The sequence below is a fragment of the Microtetraspora malaysiensis genome, from assembly GCF_001528665.1.
GTDB lineage: Bacteria > Actinomycetota > Actinomycetes > Streptosporangiales > Streptosporangiaceae > Microtetraspora_A > Microtetraspora_A malaysiensis.
In genome coordinates this window covers 27,680-43,251 of the sequence record NZ_BBYJ01000007.1, presented here as the reverse complement: position 1 = coordinate 43,251, position 15,572 = coordinate 27,680, and the positions used below count along the sequence as shown (strand labels likewise).

General features: G+C 72.2%; 14 protein-coding genes. 6 read left to right on the top strand and 8 right to left on the bottom strand.

The window, feature by feature from the left end; all coding sequences use genetic code 11:
* Positions 1-161 precede the first annotated feature (161 nt).
* The 5 genes from AWQ71_RS08075 to AWQ71_RS08055 are packed head-to-tail and all read left to right on the top strand — an operon-like array spanning position 162 to position 6,477.
* Positions 162-1,712 (top strand): acyl-CoA synthetase, encoded by a 1,551-nt coding sequence (locus tag AWQ71_RS08075; protein ID WP_067129183.1) that lies wholly within the window; start codon positions 162-164, stop codon positions 1,710-1,712.
* Positions 1,702-2,670, top strand: a complete 969-nt coding sequence (locus AWQ71_RS08070) for a Zn-ribbon domain-containing OB-fold protein (RefSeq protein ID WP_439650363.1) — start codon at positions 1,702-1,704, stop codon at positions 2,668-2,670. The genes AWQ71_RS08075 and AWQ71_RS08070 overlap by 11 nt, the downstream gene beginning before the upstream one ends.
* Entirely contained in the window at positions 2,670-3,722 is a 1,053-nt protein-coding gene (locus tag AWQ71_RS08065; protein ID WP_067130298.1) for a thiolase family protein, read from the top strand. Before AWQ71_RS08070 ends, AWQ71_RS08065 begins: the two co-directional genes overlap by 1 nt.
* A complete protein-coding gene (locus AWQ71_RS08060; protein WP_067129180.1) occupies positions 3,715-4,863 on the top strand; it encodes a thiolase family protein in 1,149 nt (382 codons plus the stop codon). Before AWQ71_RS08065 ends, AWQ71_RS08060 begins: the two co-directional genes overlap by 8 nt.
* 21 nt (positions 4,864-4,884) lie before the next feature.
* Positions 4,885-6,477: an acyl-CoA synthetase gene (locus AWQ71_RS08055; RefSeq protein ID WP_067129177.1), complete on the top strand. Its 1,593-nt coding sequence runs from the start codon at positions 4,885-4,887 to the stop codon at positions 6,475-6,477.
* A gap of 22 nt (positions 6,478-6,499) precedes the next feature.
* Here the strand turns inward: AWQ71_RS08055 and AWQ71_RS08050 are convergent, their stop codons facing one another.
* The 4 genes from AWQ71_RS08050 to AWQ71_RS08035 form a co-directional block, all read right to left on the bottom strand.
* Positions 6,500-7,141: a LysE family translocator gene (locus AWQ71_RS08050; protein ID WP_067130296.1), complete on the bottom strand. Its 642-nt coding sequence runs from the start codon at positions 7,139-7,141 to the stop codon at positions 6,500-6,502.
* Positions 7,142-7,225: 84 nt separating this feature from the next.
* Positions 7,226-7,633 carry a PIN domain-containing protein gene (locus AWQ71_RS08045; protein WP_218001703.1) on the bottom strand — a complete coding sequence of 136 codons (408 nt, stop codon included), beginning with the start codon at positions 7,631-7,633 and terminating at the stop codon, positions 7,226-7,228.
* On the bottom strand, positions 7,618-7,878 hold the full coding sequence (locus AWQ71_RS08040; protein ID WP_067129173.1) for a type II toxin-antitoxin system Phd/YefM family antitoxin: 261 nt from the start codon (positions 7,876-7,878) through the stop codon (positions 7,618-7,620). The genes AWQ71_RS08045 and AWQ71_RS08040 overlap by 16 nt, the downstream gene beginning before the upstream one ends.
* Entirely contained in the window at positions 7,875-8,819 is a 945-nt protein-coding gene (locus AWQ71_RS08035; protein ID WP_067129170.1) for a LysR family transcriptional regulator, read from the bottom strand. Before AWQ71_RS08035 ends, AWQ71_RS08040 begins: the two co-directional genes overlap by 4 nt.
* 103 nt (positions 8,820-8,922) lie before the next feature.
* Between AWQ71_RS08035 and AWQ71_RS08030 the strand changes: the two genes are divergently transcribed.
* On the top strand, positions 8,923-9,897 hold the full coding sequence (locus AWQ71_RS08030) for a threonine ammonia-lyase (RefSeq protein ID WP_067130290.1): 975 nt from the start codon (positions 8,923-8,925) through the stop codon (positions 9,895-9,897).
* Here AWQ71_RS08030 and AWQ71_RS08025 read toward each other — a convergent pair.
* The 4 genes from AWQ71_RS08025 to AWQ71_RS08010 all read right to left on the bottom strand — a co-directional run bounded on the left by AWQ71_RS08025 (position 9,894) and on the right by AWQ71_RS08010 (position 15,564).
* Positions 9,894-10,643, bottom strand: coding sequence for an HlyD family secretion protein (locus AWQ71_RS08025; RefSeq protein ID WP_067129167.1), 750 nt, complete (start codon positions 10,641-10,643; stop codon positions 9,894-9,896). The two genes, AWQ71_RS08030 and AWQ71_RS08025, sit on opposite strands and share 4 nt — an antisense overlap.
* A 15-nt stretch (positions 10,644-10,658) precedes the next feature.
* Positions 10,659-12,491: a substrate-binding and VWA domain-containing protein gene (locus tag AWQ71_RS08020; RefSeq protein ID WP_067129165.1), complete on the bottom strand. Its 1,833-nt coding sequence runs from the start codon at positions 12,489-12,491 to the stop codon at positions 10,659-10,661.
* Between the two features lie 155 nt (positions 12,492-12,646).
* Positions 12,647-13,231, bottom strand: a complete 585-nt coding sequence (locus AWQ71_RS08015) for a TetR/AcrR family transcriptional regulator (protein ID WP_218001702.1) — start codon at positions 13,229-13,231, stop codon at positions 12,647-12,649.
* Positions 13,228-15,564, bottom strand: a complete 2,337-nt coding sequence (locus AWQ71_RS08010) for a YhgE/Pip domain-containing protein (protein WP_245658173.1) — start codon at positions 15,562-15,564, stop codon at positions 13,228-13,230. Before AWQ71_RS08010 ends, AWQ71_RS08015 begins: the two co-directional genes overlap by 4 nt.
* Positions 15,565-15,572: the final 8 nt, after the last annotated feature.

The following is a 15,572-nucleotide window of genomic DNA, read 5'->3' as shown; positions in this document are numbered from 1 at the left end:
CGTACTAGAACCGATTCTCGTTTGGTATCGCCGGCCGGGCCAGGGGCCGACCCACAGCCTGGCGTGTTCTGGGGGCAGAAACAGGGGGAGAGACCGCGCCGCGACGGAGTCCTCGGCTCACGGAAGGGGCGCGCCGAAACGCACCGGACAGGGAGCATGGAATGGGCTCGCTTGGTTTCTGGAGGATCGCGCAGGCCGACCCGGACTGGATCGCCGCGGTGGATCCGGACGGCACGGAACACCGGGCGGGAGACCTGCTCGCCCGGGCGAACCGTCTGGTCCACGGCCTCCGTGAGCTCGGCCTCCAGCCGGGGGACGGCATCTGCGGACTGGTGCCCAACGGGGTGGACGGCCTGACGCTCTACCTCGCCGCGTTACAGGCCGGGTGGTACTACACCCCCGTCAACTGGCACCTGACCGGACCCGAGATCGGCTACATCGTCGCGGACAGCGAGGCCAAGGCCTTCTTCGTCGACGAGCGGTACGCGGCCGAGGGGACGAAGGGCGCCGAGGAGGCCGGCATCGCGCCGGAGCGGTGCTTCGCCTTCGGCCGGGTCGAGGGGTTCCGCCCGTTCGCCGAACTGATCGACGGCCGCCCGGACAGCCTCCCCGAGAACCGCACCGCCGGCGCGACCATGCACTACACCTCGGGCACGACCGGCCGCCCCAAGGGTGTGCGGCGGCCGCTCAGCGGTGCGGACCCGGACGACTCGGCCGAGCTCCTGTCGTTCCTGCTCGGGTTCTTCGGCATCACGAGCGGACGGCCCAACGTCCACCTGGTCACCTCGCCGAGCTATCACACCGCCGTCACGCAGTTCGGCGGCACCGCCCTGCACATGGGACACACCCTCGTCTACATGGACAAATGGGATGCCGAGGAGACCCTGCGCCTGTGCGAGAAGTACCGGGTCACCAACTCCCACATGGTCCCGACGCACTTCAAGCGGCTGCTGTCGCTGCCCGAGGAGACCCGCCGCGCGTACGACCTGTCCTCGCTGCGGTGGATGATCCACGCGGCCGCGCCCTGCCCGGTCCCGGTCAAGCTCCAGATGCTGGAGTGGTGGGGCGACGTGATCTACGAGTACTACGCGGCCACCGAGGGAGGCGGCACGATCGCGACCCCCGGGGACTGGAAGAAGCACCCGGGCACCGTGGGCAACGCCTGGCCGATCAGCGAGATCCTCATCGTGGACGACGACCTGCGTGAGGTGTCCGCCGGCACCCCGGGCACCGTCTACATGAAGATGGCCGGCTCCGGCTTCGAGTACAAGGGCGACGCGGCCAAGACCGAGGCGGCCCGGCTGCGCGACCACTTCACGGTCGGGGACATCGGCTACCTCGACGAGGACGGCTTCCTGTTCCTCTGCGACCGCAAGGCGGACATGATCATCTCGGGTGGGGCGAACATCTACCCCGCGGAGATCGAGAACGAGCTGCTGGTCCACCCCAAGGTCGCCGACGCCGCCGTCTTCGGCATCCCGGACGACGAGTGGGGCGAGCAGATCAAGGCCATCGTCGAGCCCGCGCCCGGCGCCACCCCCGGACCCGAGCTGGCCGCCGAGATCCTCGACTCGCTCAAGGGCCGGCTGTCGAAGATGAAGTGGCCCAGGAGCATCGACTTCATCGACGAGATGCCGCGCGAGCCGAACGGCAAGCTGCTCAAGCGCAAGCTCCGCGCCCCCTACTGGGAAGGCAGGGATCGTGCCATCTGACCCGCCGTCCGCTTTATCCGCCGGCACCACGGCCGCCGGGCCCGACCCGCTGGAGGCCCGGCACGTGCTGGAGTTCCCCGGCGGCTACACCCGCAGCACCGGCCCGGTCATCGGCCGCTTCCTCACCGAGCTGCGCGACCGGCGCATCGTGGGCGTCCGCACGGCGGGAGCCCGGGTGCTGGTGCCTCCCCTGGAGTACGACCCGGACACCGGCGAGGCCGTGACCGGCGAGTACGTCGAGGTCGGGCCGGCCGGCACCGTACAGGCGTGGGCGTGGGTGCGCGCCCCGCGCGCGGGCCACCCCCTTGACCGGCCGTTCGCCTGGGCCACGATCAGGCTGGACGGCGCGGACACCTCGCTCGTCCACGCGGTGGACGCGGGCGCCGCCAAGGCGATGCGGCCCGGGCTGCGGGTCCGGCCCCGCTGGCGGGAGCGGCCCTCCGGGAACATCACCGACATCGAGTGCTTCGTCCCCGAGGTCACCATGATCAACGCGCCGGTGCGGGCGGAGTACCGGGTGCGCCCCGGCGCGGCGCTCACCCGCTTCTTCACGAAGATCAAGGATGGCGTCATCCTCGGCGGCCGGTGCGCCACCTGCGACCAGGTGTACGTCCCCTACCGCACCTCCTGCCCGTCCTGCGGGGTCCTGATCCAGGAGGAGCGGGAGGTCGCCGACACCGGCACCGTCACGACCTTCGCCATCAACAACCTGCCCGACCCGCGCGCCCCCGAGGTGCCGTTCGTCTCCGCGTACATCATGCTCGACGGCGCCGACATCCCGATGATCGCTCTGGTCGGCGGCGTCCCCGCGCACGAGGTGCGGCAGGGGATGCGGGTGCGCGCCGTCTGGGTGCCTCCGGAGGAACGCACGATGTCCATGGCCAACATCAGGTGGTTCGCCCCCACCGGCGAGCCCGACGTCGACCTCTCCGCCGGCGTGCCGGGAGGTGGGGTGTGATGCGCGACGTCGCCGTCGTGGCGTTCGCCCAGACCGCGCACAGCGGACACGACACCGGCCTGACCGAGGCCGAGACGCTGCACCCGGTGATCGAGGAGGTGCGCCGGGCGACCGGGCTGTCGCGGTTCGGGTTCACCTGCTCGGGCTCGTGCGACTACCTCGCCGGCGCGCCGTTCTCCTTCGTCTCCGCCCTCGACGCGCTCGGCGCCTGGCCGCCGATCAGCGAGAGCCACGTCGAGATGGACGCCGCGTTCGCGCTGTACGAGGCGTGGGTCCGGCTCCAGCACGGCGACATCGACTCCGCCCTCGTCTACGGCTTCGGCAAGTCGTCGACCGGCGACCTGCGGGAGGTCATGACGCTCCAGCTCGACCCGTACTATCTCGCGCCGCTCGGCCTCGACCAGGTCTCCTACGCCGCGCTGCAGGCCGCCGCGCTCGGCGGCGACCGGGCCGAACTGGACGAGATCGTCCGGCGCAGCCGCGCCGACGGCCGGGCCAACCCCCACGCCCTCGACCTGCCCGACCCCTCCGGAACGGAGTACGAGGTCGAACCGCTCCGGCCGTACGACATCGCGCCGATCACCGACGGGGCCGCGGCGGTCGTGCTGGCCGCCGGCGACCTGGCCAGGGAACTGGCCGAGACCCCGGCGTACATCGGCGGCATCGCGCACCGGATCGAGCCGCACTACCTCGGGATGCGCGACCTGTCCAGGTCGCCGTCGGCGGCGGACGCGGCCCGCGCGGCGGGCGTCGGCAAGGGGCCGGTGGACGTCGCCGAGCTGCACGTGCAGTTCAGCCACGAGGAGCCCATGCTGCGCGCGGCGCTCGACCTGCCCGAGGACACCGTGATCAACCCCTCGGGCGGGCCGCTCGCCGCCAACCCCGTCATGGCGGCCGGGCTGATCCGCCTCGGCGAGGCCGCGCGGCGGATCCTCGACGGCCGGGCCCGCCGGGCCGTCGCGCACGCGACCTCGGGGCCCTGCCTCCAGCAGAACCTCGTCGCCGTGCTGGAGTCGGCGCCCCCGTCCGAGGAAGGAGCCCGTCGTGGGTGAACGCTGCGCCGTCATCGGTGTGGGACAGACGCGCTACACGACCAAGCGCACGGACGTCTCGATGGCCGGGCTGGTCCGCGAGGCCGCCTTGCGCGCGCTCGACGACGCCGGGCTGACCTTCGCGGACATCGACGCGGTCGTCGTCGGCAAGGCCCCGGACATGTTCGAGGGCGTCATGATGCCCGAGGCGTACCTCGCCGACGCGCTCGGCGCCGCGGGCAAGCCCATGACGCGGGTCCACACGGCGGGCTCGGTCGGCGGCTCCACCGCGCTGGTCGGCGCGTCCCTGATCCAGGGCGGCGTCCACGACCGCGTGCTCGTGGTGGCGTTCGAGAAGCAGTCGGAGTCCAACGCCACCTGGGCGCTGTCCACGCACCTGCCGTTCGGCGCCTCGCTGGTCGTCGGCGCGGGCGGCTACTTCGCCCCGCACATTCGCGAGTACATGCGCAGGTCGGGCGCGCCCGACCACATCGGCGCCCTCGTCGCCGTCAAGGACCGGCGCAACGCGCTGAAGAACCCGTACGCGCACCTGCGCATCCCCGGGATCGACCGCGCCATGGTGGAGTCCACCCCGATGCTCTGGGAGCCGATCCGGTACCTGGAGACCTGCCCCTCCTCCGACGGCGCGTGCGCGATCGTGCTGGCGTCGGAGAAGGCGGTCACCGGGACGCCCGCCTGGATCCACGGCGCGGCCATGCGCTCCGAGCCGCTCACGCGCGCCGGGCGGGAGACCGTCAGCCCGCAGGCGGGCAAGGACTGCGCCGCCGACGTCTACCGCCAGGCGGGCGTCACCGACCCGCGCAGGGACATCGACGTGGCCGAGGTCTACGTCCCGTTCTCCTGGTATGAGCCGATGTGGCTGGAGAACCTCGGCTTCGCCCCCGAGAACGAGGGATGGAAGCTCACCGAGGCCGGATGCACCGCGCTCGACGGCGACATCCCGTGGAACCCCTCCGGCGGAGTGCTGAGCTCCAACCCCATCGGCGCGTCCGGGCTGATCCGGTTCGCCGAGGCCGCGCTGCAGGTGCGCGGCATGGCCGGAGAGCACCAGGTCGAGGGCGCCGCCACCGCCCTCGGCCACGCGTACGGCGGAGGCGCCCAGTTCTTCGCCATGTGGATCGTCAGCAACCGGAAACCCTAAGTCGTAGAGAAGGTCCCCGGGATGGAGTTCAACCACGCCGATCTGTTCGAGGGACTCGCCGACGCGGTGGGGGACCGCACGGCGGTCGCCTGTGGCGACGAGCGCGTCACCTACGCCGACCTGGACCAGCGGGCCAACCGGCTGGCCCACCACCTGGCCGCGCACGGGATCGGGCCCGGCCGGCACGTCGGGCTCCACCTCTGCAACGGGGTGGAGTACGTCGTCGGCCTGCTGGCCGCGCTGAAGATCCGCGCGGTGCCGGTGAACGTCAACTACCGGTACGTCGAGTCCGAACTGCTCTACCTCTACCGCGACTCCGACATCGCGGCGCTCCTGTTCGACGTGGAGTTCGACGACCGGGTCGCGGCCGTCGCCACGGACGCCCCCGAACTGCGCCACCTCATCGCGGTCGGCGGCGACTCCCGCGTGCCGGGCGCGGTGCCGTACGACACGGCGCTGGAGGGGAGCCCGCCCACCCGGGACTTCCCGCCGCGCTCCGGCGACGATCTCTACATCATCTACACCGGCGGCACGACCGGCATGCCCAAGGGGGTGATGTGGCGGGTCGAGGACCTCTTCATGGCCTTCGGTGCCGGCAACCCGTACGGCGAGCCGGTGAAGACGCCGGAGGCGCTGATCGAGCAGGCCAGGAACGCCGGCCCGCTGGTCATGATGGCGGCGGCCCCGCTGATGCACGGCGCGGCCCAGATGGCGACGTACATCGCCTGGTGGTTCGGCGGGACCATCGTCTACACCCGGAAGTTCGACGCCGCCGACGCCCTGCGCGCGATCGAGCGCAACGGCGTCCTCACCGTCAACCTCACCGGCGACGCGATGGCCCGCCCGCTCGCCGAGGAGATCGCGGCGGGCTCCTACGACCTGTCCGCACTCGCCGTGATCAGCTCCACCGGCGCCATCCTGACCGGGGCGGTCCGCGACCGCCTCCAGGAGGTGCTGCCGCACGTGATGATCGTGGACAACTTCGGCTCCACCGAGTCGGGGTACACCGCGTCCGCGCTGTCCGACTCCTCGCCCGAGTCCGGCATGAAGTACCAGCCCAACACCAACTCGACGATCGCCGTGCTCGATCACGCGCTGCGCCCGGTCACGCCGGGATCCGGCGAGATGGGCACGGTGGCCAAGGCCGGACGGATCGCCACCGCCTACTACAAGGACCCGGAGAAGTCGGCCCGCACCTTCGTCACCGACGAGAACGGCACCCGCTGGCTGCTGACCGGCGACCTCGCCCTGGTGGAGGAGGACGGCACCATCCGCGTCTTCGGCCGCGGCTCCCAGTGCATCAACACGGGAGGGGAGAAGGTCTTCCCCGAGGAGGTCGAGGCGGTGCTCAAGGGCCACCCGGCGGTGTTCGACGCCGTGGTCACCGGCATCCCCGACGAGCGGTGGGGCTCCCGGGTGGCCGCCGTCGTCCAGCCGTACGAGGGGACCGCCCCGACCCGGGAGGAACTCGACGCCTACTGCCGGGAGCGGCTGTCGGGCTACAAAGTGCCCCGGACGTACGCGTTCGTGGACGAGATGGTCCGCTCGCCCGCGGGCAAGGCCGACTACCGGTGGGCCAAGGAGACGGCGGCACGCGCCGCCGCCACGACCTGAACCGGGCGAGGCTCGGCGCGGCTCAGAGCTTCCTGGCGCCCTCGCCCGCCAGGGCGGCCACCGCGCCGAGCCCCAAATACACGACGCCGCTGCCCACGTCGATCCGCCGCCGGGCCCGGGCGGAGCGCCGCAGCCGCCCGGCGAGCGCCGAGGCGAGCAGCGCGTACGTGCCGTCGCTGGCCATCCCGAGCACGATCCAGATCACGCCGAGCAACACGATCTGCGGCGCGATCGGGCCCCGTGCGGGGTCGGTGAACTGCGGCAGGAACGCCAGGAAGAAGATCGCCGTCTTGGGGTTGAGCACGTTGACCACGAACCCCTCGGCGAAGAGCCGGGTCCGTGACGCCCGCTCGATCGCGGGCTCCTCGCCCTCCGGGGCCCGGGCCATCAGCTTCCGTACACCGAGGTAGACGAGGTAGGCCGCGCCGACGTACTTCACGATCGTGAACGCGGTGGCGGAGGCGGCGAGCACGGCGCTGATGCCGAGCGCGGCGGCGACGACGTGGACCACGGAGCCCACGTGGACGCCGAGCACCGAGACCAGACCGGCGGACCTGCCCTGGGCGACGCTGCGGGTCACGATGTAGACCACGGCCGGGCCGGGCACGACGAGCAGCGCCATCGTGGCCGCCGCGAAGAGAACGAGAGTGGTGATCTCGGGCATGGAGCGGAGCATAACCACGCACCCCACCCCGGCGACATCCCGTTTTCCCGCCCCTTGAGACGCCGCCCCGGCACCCGTCGCGGCTCAGACGGGAACGACCCTCGCCCGAACCCCGGGCAGATCGTCGAAGGCCGCCGAGGAGTCCATCGTGATCAGTGTTCTCGCCGTGGCGGCGGCGGTGGCGGCGATCTGCAGACCATAGGCCCCGCGCGGCTTGCCCTGTCGCCGGACATGCGCCATGAGCCGCGCGTGGATTCGCGCGACGTCTGTCGTGTACTCCTCGACGGGGATCAGCGCGAGGACCTCGTCGACGAAGGACTGCCGACTCTGGCGGTGGGCCATTTCAGCCATCTCGACACCCATGAGCAGTTCCGCCACGGTGATCGCGGCGATGGCGACGTCGTCGGCGTCGCCGATCACCTCGTCCAGGCGGCCGCGGCCCCGCTCCGCCGCGATGAGCACGCCGGTGTCCAACATCAGGCGTCCGGCCACAGGCTCCTCATCTCGTCGTCAACCGCTTCGCGAGCCGCCGCGACATCGATCGCGAAGCTGGCGTCCAGCTTGCCCGCGCTGCGGGCGAGAAACGCCTTCACCATGCGTCCCGGTGCGGTTGGGGCCGGTCCGATCACCGCGACGCGCCTGCCTCCTCGCGTGACCACGATGGTCTCTCCGCTCTCCACCTCATCCAGAACGGCCGCGAAGCTCCGGGACGCCTCTGTGGCGCTCATCACCTTCATGCAATCAGATTATCTGATATCGCGAGCGTGTGGCCATGAAGAGAGTCATCCCCGTGGCTGCCCGGGGGCTCGCTTCGCGTCAAAGCGGTCAGGAGGGCGGCGGTGGCCGGTGGGTCGGGTGGCTCGCCGTATGTCGCGGCGAAGACGCGCCGAGCCGACCCGGGCAGTTCGGCCACCCGGATCCCGGCGGAGCGATGCGCGGACAGTGCCAGCGCGGGGAGGACGGCGACGCCGAGCCCGGCCGCCACCATCGCCTGAACCGCGACGTAGTCGTCGGTCGTGAACGAGACGCGCGGCTCGAACCCCGCGCGCGAGCAGAGGTCGAGCAGGTGGGACCGGCAGCGGTCGCACCCGGCGATCCACCGCGACGCCGCATGCGCGCCGATGCTCCCCACGCCCGTGTTCGTCGTGCTGGCCGGGGTGACGAGGCAGGTCGGGTCATCGAAGAGACGCGTGAGCCGGATGTCGTCGTCCTCGGGGCCGGTCTCCTCGTAGCGGAAGATCACGGCGACGTCCACGTCGCCCGCGCGGAGCATGCGCAGCGCCTCCGGCGGCTCCGCCTCGGCCAGCCGCAGGTCCAGCCCCGGATGGTCGTCCGCGAGACGTACGGCCGCCGCCGGGACGAAGGTGCCGAGAGCGGAGGGGAAGGCGGCCAATCGCACCCGGCCTGCGCGCAGCCCGACATGGGCGGTGAGCTCCGCCGCGGCCGACTCCATCCGGCCGAGGATCTCCGCCGCGCGTTCGGCCAGCAGCCGGCCGGCCTCGGTCAGCCGGATGCCGCGCCCCACCCGCTGGACCAGTTTCGCCCCGGTCTCGGCCTCCAGCCGGGCGAGGTGGTGGCTCACCGAGGGCTGCGAATAGTGCAGCTCACGCGCCGCCGCGGTGACGGAGCCTCGCGCCGCCACCGCGACCAGCACCCGGAGCCGTACGGGATCGAGCATCGTCGCCCCCTCGCGGACCCGATGGAAATATCAACACCATTTATATGAAACCGCGAAAATCTCTGTTGGACTGATGAATGCCGGGCCCGCGACCCTGGAGCGCATGACAGATCTTCGCGATGTCCTGCGCGCCCGGACGCTGCTCGCCCCCCACCTGCCCGAGACGCCGATGTGGTCCTATCCCGTGCTGAACGCGGTCGCCGGGGCCGAGGTGCACGTCAAGCACGAGAACGTCCAGCCGACCGGCGCGTTCAAGGTCCGCGGCGGCATCACGCTGCTGGCCCGGATGGACGATCGATCGACGGGCGTGCTGACGTACTCCACCGGCAACCACGCCCAGTCCGTGGCGTACGCCGCGCGGCTGTTCGGCGTCCCCTGTTCCATCGTGATGCCGGAGAACCCCAACCCGGCCAAGGTCGCGGCGGTGGAGGCCCTCGGCGCGACCGTCGAGATCGCCGGCGCGACCATGGTGGAGGCGGCCGGGCACGCGCGGGAGAGCGCCGTGCGGCAGGGGGCGCGGCTGATCAGCCCGGCGGACGAGCCGGACATCATCGCCGGGGTCGGCACGCTCTACCTGGAGATCCTCGCCGGGCGGCCCGACCTTGACGCGATCTTCGTCCCGGTCGGAGCGGGCACCGGCGCGGCGGCCGCCTGCGTGGTCGCGCGGGCCGTCGCGCCCGGCTGCCGGGTCATCGCGGTCCAGTCGGCGCAGGCGCCCGCGGCCCACGACTCGTGGCGTCTCGGCGAGGCCGTGCAGCGGCCGGTGAAGACGACGGTCGACGGGCTGGCCACCGGGTCGGCCTTCGCCCTGACCCAGGACATCATGCGCGCGGACCTCTCGGACTTCACGCTGGTCGGCGACGACGAGATCCACGCGGCGCAGCGCCTGCTGCTCACCCACGCGCACACCCTGTCGGAGGGGGCGGGCGCCGCCGCGCTGGCCGGGCTGCTCGCCCGCCGCGACGAGTTCGCCGGGCGGAAGGTCGCCGTGGTCTGTACGGGGGCCAACGCGGGTCCCGCCGAGCTCGCCCGCCTGCTGCCAGCTGACCGAGACCCGGAACCGAACCGGCCCCGCTAACCGAGGTCGCCGCGGGTGGCCTCCTCGACCTCGCGCAGGCTCTGCCGGGTGAGTTCCAGCTCGGAGGTCAGCTCGTCGAGCGCCGCCGTGCCGCCGTCCACCGCCGAGGTGGCGGTCATCGCCGACATCTCGATCACCCGCGCCACCAGGCCCTCCAGGCTGATCGCGCCGGACTCCAGGCGGGCCAGGACCCGGCCGCGCGCGGCCGTCAGCCGGTCCAACACCTCCTGCTGCGCGTTCAGCGCGGCGATCGACCGGTCCAGTTCGCCCGCGACGTCCGGCGTGGCCGCCCGGCGGGCCTGGTCGAGCCGCGCGCGCTCCTGCCTGAGCCGGCGCGGGTCGAAGCGGGCCAGCGCGGCGCCGGTGACCGAGGCCTGCCCGGCGAGCCGCCGGAGCGTCGCGACGGTGTCGTCGACCTGCGGCGCCATCGCGGCGATCCGGTCGAGCAGGATCTGGCCGCGCATCGAGGCGGTCAGGTCCGCGAACGAGCGGGCGGCCCGCTCGGCCCGCCGCAGCCACCCCTCCTCCGGGCTGCCCTTGGTGACCGGCGGCGGCTCCGGCTCGTCCCGGCGGCGTTCGCCGCCCGTGGACACCCACGCGGAGGCGAACGACTTGGCCAGCCACACCGCGACCCCGACGCCCGCCGCGGCGGCGGGGGGCACGTTGACGGCCCAGGCGGCCCCGCCCGCGGTGGCGCCGATGAGGAGCCCCCAGGGGTCGCGGAGCTCGTCGGTGAAACGGGACACGGGAGGGCTCCTGACTCAGAAGTTGGAGATCACAGCGGTGAAGACGTCGTCGATGCTCCCGGCCTTGCGGGAGTCGTAGGCCGCGGCGTCCGTGGTCTGGGAGATCTTCTTGAGCGTCTCCAGGTCGGCGTCCGAGCCGTAGGCGATCGTGAACACGCGGACCGTGTCCTGCCCGGCCTCCGTGCGCAGCTTGGAGATCAGCGTGTTCAGCGAGATCGAGTTGTTGTCCTCGTTCTTGCCGTCCGTCAGGAAGACGACCGCGTTGATCGCGTCGCCCTGCCGGTGCGACATCACGTGCTGGTACGACGCGAGCGTGGTGTCGTACAGGCCGGTCCCGCCGTTCGGGATGAGGCCGTTCAGCTTGATCTCCAGGGTCTTCTTGTTGTTCTTGGCGATGGGGGCGAGTTCGAGGTAGTCCTTGCCGCCGCCCTGGTTGAGGGAGAACATCCACAGGCCGACCCGGTCGTTCGGGCCGAACTGGGGCAGCGCGTTGATCGCGGCCTCGCGGGCGAGGTCGAGCTTGGTCTTGCCGGTCCCGGACACCTCGGCGCCCATCGAGCCGGAGGTGTCCATGACGATCAGCACGTTGGCCGGCTTGCGCAGCTGGGCCCAGCTCTTGAGCGTCTTGTCCAGCACGTTCGGGATCGGGACGCTGAGCGTGGTCGCGGGCTGCTTCGGGTCCAGCCCGTTCGCGGCGGAGATCAGCTCACCCGGCTTGCCGTCGGCCGAGCGGAAGGCGTACGACGCGAACTTCTTCTGCTGCTCGTCCTCGTGCAGGAACTTCAGGAAGTCGAGCGCGGCGGCGCGCTTCTCGTCGCCCGCCCAGGACAGCACCGCGTACGGGTTGTCCGAGAAGAGCGTGCCCTCCTTGGGATAGATCGCCACCAGCGGCACCTTCGGCTTCGGGTGGTCGCCGAGGGTCTTCGGGTCGCCGCTCGGATTGCCCTGGTTGTAGTCCCAGACCGACTTCTCCTCGACGGTCACGGCCGAGATGTACGACATCGCCGCGCCCTGGTCGTCGGCGTGCTGGAGGTTCGCGAGGAAGGTCAGCGTGGTGTCGCCGTAGTGGACGATCGACCGCTCGACGCCCTGGACGAACCGCCGGGTGGCGGGGTCGGAGACGTTCTTCTCCGACAGGTCGCCGGAGAGGCCGGTGGCCGCGAAGTACGCGCCGACGGTGGCGTTCAGGCCGGCGGTCGAGAACTCGGGGTTGGTCTTGCCGAGCCGGAACGGCCCCCACTCGGGGTGGCCGTACTTCGCCCAGCCCTTGGGGTCGTTGGCGAGGTCGAGGATGTCCGACCAGCCGAGCTGCTTGCCCGGCCAGCCGAGCGCCTGCGCCATCGGCTTGGGCATGGCGATGACGAGCGGGGTCGTGGCGAGCGACGGGTTGTCCCCGGAGACGAGCTGCCCCTTGTCCGCCCCCTCGGCGCGCTGTTGCAGCAGGGTGATCCAGCCGGTGCCGGCCGGGGTCCACACGTCCGGCTTCGGGCCGTCCTGCTCGGTGTTCCAGCCCCGGGCGAGGGCCTGCATCGCGCCGCCGGACGGCTTGGACGTGACCACCACGTCCACGCAGCGGCCGCCGACCTCGCGGCCGTTGTAGCGGTTCGCCATCTCCCGGAGCAGCTCGGCCTTCTCACTGGAGGCGGCGACCGTCACGGACGTGCCGCCGTCGCCGCAGGCGAGCTTCTGACCGGTGCCGTCGCCGCCCCCGTCACCGCCGCCCCCGCCGAAGCTCACGTCCCCGCCGAAGAAGAGTTTCAGTCCGACGATCAGGGCGCCCGCGAGGATGATCGCGACGATGAACGGAGCGAAGCTGCGACGTCGCCTCGGCTGCTGGGGCTGGTACACGCGTCCTCCGTGGGGGAAGGCGGGCCACGACCTCGATCCGGCGGTTGAGGTCGCCGCCTATGCTGACGAACGGCGAACTACGTTAGTTGCAGATCGTCTCGGGGGGCTAACCCGCTTCGACCGATTTGGTCACCGACAACGCGGCACGCGTGACGTCAGCCGCGGGTCACCCGGCCGTGGATCAGCTCGACCAGCGTGGCGTGGACCTCCTCCAGCGGGCGCTCGGGACGCAGCACCCGCCGCTCGATCGAGACCGTCAGCACCATGCCGAACAGCGCGGTGGCCGCGGTCCCGGTGTCGAAGTCCGCACGCAGCTCCCCGGCGGCGACCGCGTCCGCGAGGATGCGCTCGTAGACGCCGAGCGCGTCCTCGCGGAGCCGCACGACCGCGTCCTGCCAGGCCGTGCGCCACATCTCGCCGAACAGCACGCGGGCGAACGGCCCGTACTCGTCGAGGAAGCGGAGCTGCGCCAGCACGACCGCGTCGAGCCGGGCCAGCGGGGCGGCCGGCCCGCCCGCCGCCTCGGCCGCCTCCGCCAGGGACGTGCTGAGCCGCCCGATCCCGTGGTCGAGGAGGGCGGCGAACAGGGCGTCCTTGCTGCCGAAGTTGTAGAACACGGTGCCCTTGGCCACACCCGCCCGTTCGGCGATGGCGTCGACCGTCGTGCCGGAGAACCCCTGCTCGGCGATCAGTTCGACCGCCGACCGGAAGAGCCGGTTCCGGGTGTCCTCGCGGGTCACAGCGCCAGCTCCGGCTTGAGCCTGCGCATGGTCCAGGTACGGCCCTTGCGCACCGCGAGCATGGTCAGCGCGAGGCCGGCGACGACGAAGAGGGAAAGCACTCCGCAAGCCTGCCACACGATGATCGTGTCGCCGCCACTGATCAGCCGCCGCATCCCCGCGACCACCCAGCTCATCGGCAGCCAGGGGGAGATGGTCTGGAAGAACCCGGGCGAGGTCTCGATCGGGTACGTCCCGGCGGCCGAGGTGAGCTGCAGCATCAGCAGCGCCAGCACCAGCACCCGTCCGGGCGGCCCGACGAGCGCGTTCACCGCCTGCACGATCGCGAGGAAAGCCGCCACCGTGAGCAGCAGGAACGCGGCCGCGCCGGCCCAGTGCCGGGCCTCCATGCCCAGGCCGAACCGCAGTACGGCGAGCAGCACCCCGACCTGCAGCGCGCCCATCGCCACGCCGGGCAGCCAGCCCGCGAGGGCCGTGCGCCAGGCCGGGGCGGAGCCGGCGAGCATCCGTGGGTTGACCGGCCGCAGCACCATGTACGTCACCATCGCCCCAACCCACAGCGCGAGCGGCAGGAAGAACGGCGCGAAGCCGGTGCCGTAGTTGGGCACCTCGTTGTCCACCTCGGTGGACACCCGCACCGGCTCGCTCATCACCTCGGTACGGCTGTCGCGCTCGCCGGCGCCGTAGGAGGGGATCTGCGCCGCGCCGTCGCCGAGCTTGGCGGCAAGCTCGCCGGAGCCGTCGGCCAGCTCGCCCAGGCCCGAGCCGAGCTGGCCGGCGCCGCCGCGCAGCTCGCCGATGCCGTCGCCGAGCTTGCCCGCCCCGGAGGCGAGCGTGCCGAGACCGGCGGTCAGCTGCTTGGCGCCGCTGTCGAGCCGGCGCAGGCCGTCCGACAGGGTGCCCGCGCCGCCGCGCAGCTCGCCGACGCCGCCGGCGAGCGAGGTGGCCCCCTTCAACGCCTTTCCGGTGCCGTCGTGCAGGTCGGAGGCGCCCTTGGCGAGCTGCTTGAGCCCGGAGTCCAGCGTGTTGAAGTCGTCCTTGGCCTTCTCCAGCCTGCCGCCGAGGGCGGGCGCGGCGTCGGCGAGCGCGCGGGCGTCGGACGCGAGGGCGCGGGCCTTCGCGGCGAGGTCGTCCACCGCGCCGGACTGGGCGGCGACCTTGTCCCGCAGGCGGCCGGCCGTGCTCGCCAGCTCGCCCGCCGAGCCGGACGCCTGGCCGACGAGGGAACGCAGCTCCGGGTCGGCGTCGGGGTGGGTGTTCAGCCACCGCTCGACCGCCCTCAGGTCGCGCTGCGCCTGCCCGGCCTGGTTCCGCACGGAGTCGGGCAGGTCGCCGAGCGCGTTCGCGATCGTGTCGGCGCCCTTCGCGACAGACAGCGCCGCCGACCGGATGGCCGGGCCGTTCTCCTTCAGGATCGGGACGTACTTGTCCGCCGCCTGGTTGATCTTCGGGGCCAGCGCGTGCACGTTCTCGTACGCCTGCCGGTTGCCCTCGGCGAGCTTCGCCGCGCCCTTGTCGAGGGCGGCCAGGCCGCCGCGCAGCTCGCCCACGCCCTTGCCGGCCGTGGCCAGGCCGCCCGCCAGTTTGGTCGATCCCTTGTACGCCTCGCCCAGGCCCCGGGCCAGCGTGCCCGAGCCGTCCTGGAGCGTGGTCGCGCCGGTGGAGAGCTTGCGCACGGCGGTCTGCGCGCTGCCGAGTCCCTTGTCCAGCTTGATCGCGCCCTTCTGGGCGGTCGTGGAGCCGTCGTGGAGCCGGTCGGCGCCGTCGGCCGCCTTCGCGGTCGCGTCGTGCAGGTCGGCGAAGGACAGGAAGATCTGGTCGAGGTACCCCTTGACCGCGGTGCGGTCGGCGGCCGCCTTCACCTCGTCGAACACGGCGTCGGAGATGGTCCGCATGATGTAGCTGCGCCCGGTGTCGACGCGGACGCCGAGCAGGGCCGGGCGCGGCTGCCCGTCGCCGGACGGCGAGGTGAGGTTGGCGCTGAAGTCGCGCGGGATCGTCAGCGACAGGTAGTACGTGCCGTCGCGCATGCCCTGATCGGCGCCGGCGGTGTCCGTGCGGTGCCAGGAGAAGACCTCGCGCTCTTCGAGCTCGCGGGCCAGGTCGCGCCCGGCGTCGACGGTCTTGCCGTCCGTGGTCGCCGGCTGGTCCTCGACCACGAGGGCGACGGGGATGTTCTTCAGGTTGCCCTGCGGGTCCCAGAACGACCACAGGTAGAGCCCGGCGTACAGCAGGGGCAGCATGACGACGCCCACCAGCGCGGCCCGGGTCAGCCGGGACCGGGTGAACCGGCGCAGCTCGAGTCGGCCGAGGTGCAGGGGGAGCGGCTTCACGGGGGAGA

Excerpts from the sequence above, each read along its gene's own strand:
- AWQ71_RS08065 (WP_067130298.1), top strand. The coding sequence starts at position 2,670 with ATGCGCGACGTCGCCGTCGTGGCGTTCGCCCAGACCGCGCACAGCGGA.
- AWQ71_RS08075 (WP_067129183.1), top strand. The coding sequence starts at position 162 with ATGGGCTCGCTTGGTTTCTGGAGGATCGCGCAGGCCGACCCGGACTGG.
- AWQ71_RS08040 (WP_067129173.1), bottom strand. The coding sequence starts at position 7,878 with ATGAAGGTGATGAGCGCCACAGAGGCGTCCCGGAGCTTCGCGGCCGTT.
- AWQ71_RS08050 (WP_067130296.1), bottom strand. The coding sequence starts at position 7,141 with ATGCCCGAGATCACCACTCTCGTTCTCTTCGCGGCGGCCACGATGGCG.
- AWQ71_RS08035 (WP_067129170.1), bottom strand. The coding sequence starts at position 8,819 with ATGCTCGATCCCGTACGGCTCCGGGTGCTGGTCGCGGTGGCGGCGCGA.
- AWQ71_RS08030 (WP_067130290.1), top strand. The coding sequence starts at position 8,923 with ATGACAGATCTTCGCGATGTCCTGCGCGCCCGGACGCTGCTCGCCCCC.
- AWQ71_RS08055 (WP_067129177.1), top strand. The coding sequence starts at position 4,885 with ATGGAGTTCAACCACGCCGATCTGTTCGAGGGACTCGCCGACGCGGTG.